At 40.3% G+C, this 4802-nt stretch carries 4 protein-coding genes; 1 reads left to right on the top strand and 3 read right to left on the bottom strand.

The genetic code is table 11. The features are described 5' to 3' along the window. On the bottom strand, window positions 1-2239 hold a 2239-nt coding region (locus Q0J48_RS06540; RefSeq protein WP_296242691.1), incomplete at its 3' end, for a discoidin domain-containing protein. Window positions 2240-2488: 249 nt separating this feature from the next. Beyond that, complete coding sequence (locus Q0J48_RS06545; protein ID WP_296242692.1) at window positions 2489-2929, bottom strand: MerR family transcriptional regulator; 441 nt, start codon at window positions 2927-2929, stop codon at window positions 2489-2491. Between the two features lie 93 nt (window positions 2930-3022). Here Q0J48_RS06545 and Q0J48_RS06550 point away from each other — a divergent pair, with 93 nt between their 5' ends. Then, a complete protein-coding gene (locus tag Q0J48_RS06550; RefSeq protein WP_183374046.1) occupies window positions 3023-4015 on the top strand; it encodes an alpha/beta hydrolase in 993 nt (330 codons plus the stop codon). 25 nt (window positions 4016-4040) lie between these two features. On the opposite strand, the gene pyrF is transcribed toward Q0J48_RS06550, so the two are convergent. After that, entirely contained in the window at window positions 4041-4736 is a 696-nt protein-coding gene (gene pyrF, locus Q0J48_RS06555; RefSeq protein ID WP_296242693.1) for an orotidine-5'-phosphate decarboxylase, read from the bottom strand. Window positions 4737-4802 lie beyond the last annotated feature (66 nt).

Consider the following 4802-nt stretch of genomic DNA (forward strand, 5'->3'; position numbering starts at 1 on the left):
ATACTTTTTTAGCATCAGCTAAAACAGTTTGCAGATTATTCCAAGAATCTTCAGTGTAGTAGATCTCTTCTAACTTTTCAGCTTCTTTAATTGCCTCTTGAAGTTTTGCTTTATCCACTACCTCGACTTCAGGTTCAGATGTGTAGTAATAGCCATAGGAATTAGCTTGTTCTTTTTTGCCACCAGTTAAAGTTAATTTAGCACCATATTTTCCAGGTTGAACTTCTACATTTACTTGGAAACCAGCTGCAAAATCTGTTTCACCTTCAAGAGGTTCCATCTTGCTTGTGATAGGAGTGTTACTATAACCACCTAAACTGCCATCTTCTTCATAGGCATAGCCAATCAAGTTTACTCTAGCTTTGTTCTTTAGATCATAGTTAGAGATCGTGCCGAGGTCTGTACCTTTAATTAGATTGATACCGTCATTTATATATTCGATGTGCAGATATAATTTGCCATCTTCTTGATATTCTGTAATTGCGAATCTTCCACGATCACTGGTCGTATTGATTTGATCAACATCTGGTCCAACCATTACAGAACGTGGTTTTTCGCCTGCAGATTTTAATTCTTTTTCTGCTTCAACAAACTGATTATATAATTTTTCAAGCTCTTCAGCTGGGTAGCTAGTGTTAGTATGGTTTCTAGCTTCAACATAGACTCTGATGATTGGAAGAGTTGATTCAGCTACATATAATTCATAGTTAAAGTTTCCGCTTGAACTTTCAATCGGACGATATTTCTTGACCATACCGTCTACTTTACTTAACCAATATCTCTGATTTAACGTATTGTAAGCATTATTAACTTCTTCTTGCGTAGCATCTGCATTATCTAATACTGCCTTAGCATTATCTCTTGCTGCCTCAAACTTACCATATGAAGTATCATCACTAACATAACCTTTTACTTCATCATATAAAGCTTGAAGTGCTGTTTTATCGACAGTTCCTGGTTCTTCACCTTTGACAACATTTAACTTGAAAGAAGTAGCTTTATTGGTTCCGGTTCTTACTTTATCAGTAATGATTACGCGATAGCTACCTTCAGATTTCAAAGTTGCACTAAGTGTAGTATGATCCGTGTCATCTTCAGGATATACTGTCATAGTTGGGCCGCTGACATCTATTGGAGAGTATTGAAGGCTCTCTAAATGTCTTCCCACTGCTTTGATTGTAGGCGTACCGCTAGTTGTATAGATAGTATACTCTTCACTTCCATCAAGCACTAATTGCTTATCAGCCGTATCATCGCCATAGTAAAAACTTGGCTGTTCATCCTTATAAGTCACACCACTGCGATATTCAACAACAACTCGCCATGTACCATCAGCTTCTCTGAAAATATTATGTTGCGTTAATCTGCCATCTTGGTCAAATACTGAGAAATTGCCAAAGAAAGCACCAGTTTCAGGAATAGACGTAAAAGTTAAAGTCTTATCACCATCATAAGTCCAAGAAGTACCATCAATCGATGCGTTAAGACGATTAATCTGATGCTCAAGTGTTACATAGAGCTTTGTCCCTTCTTGACGAATGCCATTATCAGCGATCTCAATCATTCCTTGATAGCCATCTGGTGTTACAGGTTCCGGTTCAACCGCTGTAGCTTTATAAGTAATGATCTCTCTAGCATTGGCGAATACATTTTCACCATCTGGATCATCTGGAACACTATAGCTTCCGTTAACAACAATCAACACTTTTGATGCCATTACAGGGGTAAATGTAAACGTCGCAGTACGATTATGTTCAGTACCCGACGTAGCAGAATATGTGATTCCTGAATAACTTTGTACGAGTTCCCATCCTTCGCCTGCGCCATTTGGCTGAGCATTGGAATCTTCTGTTACATAGATAGAAATATCTTTAAAGACTCCATTCCCTATACCATTGGCTCCTGGTTTCCCTACATAATCGATACGTCCGATCGTAGTCGGTTGATTTAACTGCCAGCTGATCCAATGGGGCATCGCTTTGTCCCCCTCGGAAGGATTTGACCAATTTGTATGCCATTGAGTCGAATAATCGTTATCAAAAGCAAACCCTGCAGGTCCATCTCCTTGTGCAGTTGGTTCTTCACTGTCTGCCTGCGCATTAGTTACCGCAACAGGTTCATAGGTGTATTCCTCTTGTGCCAACACAGTGTTGGTTGGAAAAAGAGAAATAACCATCAAAAAACTTGCCAAATAACTAATGACCTTTTGGCGTAATCTTGTTAAATGATCTCTTTTCATAAACTTTACCGGATAAAAATTCTTATCCCTTGTCCTTTCCTACTTGCCCCTAATTTTTATGTTGTTTTTTTGTATTACGACAAGTCCCTAAGACTACTATAAACTTACCCCCTCCCCCGGCTCAATAGTAACCGCTTACATTTTTTAATGAACTGTTTGTCATTTTTACAATTCTGACAATTATATTGCTTAGAGTACGCAATATCCATAAAAAAAGCACGTCTCATTTTTGACGTGTTTTTCGCATATTTATCGATGAGCGTTTCGGTAACAGTCACGGATTGGATCCGGCATTCGAGAATCAAAATCATGTCGGAGATTCTTTTCCGTCCCTTCTTCACAAGCCGTGTCATAATACCAGCATTTATATTCCACCATATCCAAGGTTTTCTGAAGTTCTTCCATCTGTTTCTGAATCTGCTGGCGCTGGTGATAAAACATCTGTTTTCTTTTTTCCAAGGTCGCATCCCCTTGTGCACACCAATCCATGAATTCACGGATCTCTTTAATCTGCATACCCGATTTTTTTAAACATTCAATCACCCGCAAGGCTTCAATGGATTGATCATTGAATTTACGTATTCCAGATGGCTCCCTTTCCAAATCCCGAAATAAGCCCTCTTTGTCATAATATCGCAATGTGGGAATCGGCAAATCAAACATTTTTGATACTTGTCCAATCGAATACATAAAATTTCCTCATCTTTCTATTGACCTAAAGTTAGGTTTAGGTTGTACCTTTATGATAGTTCTACTAAAGAACCTTGTCAAGGAGGAGAAAAAATGACACAACAATTAAATCTCACCCAAGAATGGGATAAGACATTCCCGCAAAGCGATGAAGTCTTTCATCAAAAAGTTACATTTACAAACCGTTACGGAATCACGTTAGCAGCCGATCTCTACAAGCCAAAAGATCAAAATGAGAACCTGGCAGCCATCGCGATCAGCGGCCCTTTTGGTGCCGTAAAAGAACAAGCATCCGGACTCTATGCTCAAGAGTTAGCAAAGCGCGGCTTTTTAACTCTGGCCTTTGACCCATCGTATACCGGAGAAAGCGGAGGAACCCCGCGAAATATCGCCTCGCCAGATATCAATACCGAAGATTTTATGGCTGCAGTTGATTACCTATCCGTACAAGAGAATGTCGATCCAGAAAAGATTGGAATCTTAGGGATCTGTGGTTTTGGAGGCATGGGATTAAATGCCGCCATCATGGATACCCGCATCAAAGCTACAGTCACATCTACCATGTACGATATGACCCGCGTCAATGCCAAAGACTATTTTGATGCTCAAGATAACGAAGAAGCCCGCCATGAAAAACGAAAAGCCATGTGCGAACAAAGAACTTTAGATATTAAAAACGGAACTTACGCCTCTGCCGGTGCATTGCCCGATGAAGCACCTGAAGATGCACCACAGTTTTTAAAAGATTACATCGCCTACTATCGCAATCGGCAACGCGGATATCATCCTCGTTCTCAAGGCGAAGGAAAAGGATGGAATGTAACCGGGTGTCAATCTTTTATCGATATGCCAATTTTGACTTATGTCAATGAGATTCGCAGTGCCGTCTTGATGATTCACGGAGAGAAAGCCCATTCTTGTTACTTCAGCAAAGACGCTTATGCGAAGATGATCGATGGAAACAAATATACAGATAATAAAGAATTAATGATCATTCCTGGTGCCGTCCATACCGACCTTTATGATCAGATGGACATCATCCCTTTCGATAAGATCGAAGATTTCTTTAAAACGTATCTGAAATAAAAAGCTCGGATCTCATCCAAGCTTTTTATTTCATCATCGATTCGATTTCATTATAGGTTGAAACAGGATCTTGACTTTTAGTGATCGAGCGCCCGACTACGATATAATCACATCCTTGTTCCTTGGCATAATCCGGTGTTGCGACACGCTTTTGATCATCCTTGGAATCATCCGCCAGACGAATCCCCGGAGTCACTGTCAAAAAGTCATTCCCGCAAACTTCATGAATAGCCTTGGCTTCATGAACCGAACATACCACACCATCCAATCCTGCCTCTTTGGCATTTTTGGCATAGTGTTTTACACAGTCGATCACATCCCCTGGAATTCCCAGTTCTTCATTCATAGCTTCTTTAGAAGTCGATGTCAGCTGTGTGACCGCAATACAAAGCGGACGTTTTCCGTCAATGGCTCCTTCATTCAGCCCGTCGATGGCCGCCTTCATCATCGCTATTCCTCCGGCACAGTGTACATTGACAATATCCACACCCAGCTTAGCCAGATTTTTCATGCCACCCTTTACAGTATTGGGAATATCATGCAACTTCAAATCCAAGAAAATATGATGTCCCATTTCTTTAACGGTTTTCACGATATCCAAACCACAGGCATACGTCAATTCCATGCCGATCTTGACATAGATCGGTTCTTCAAATTGATTTAAAAAATCAATAACTTGTTCCTTGCTGGAAAAATCCAAGGCAACGATCGTTTTACTCATCTCTAAAACTCCTTCCCACCGCCTCTTTTGGCGATGTATAACCATAACGCTGTAAAACTGACGGAA

Origin of the sequence: uncultured Faecalicoccus sp. (assembly GCF_944325745.1) — a bacterium.
In the GTDB taxonomy this organism is placed as follows: domain Bacteria; phylum Bacillota_I; class Bacilli_A; order Erysipelotrichales; family Erysipelotrichaceae; genus Faecalicoccus.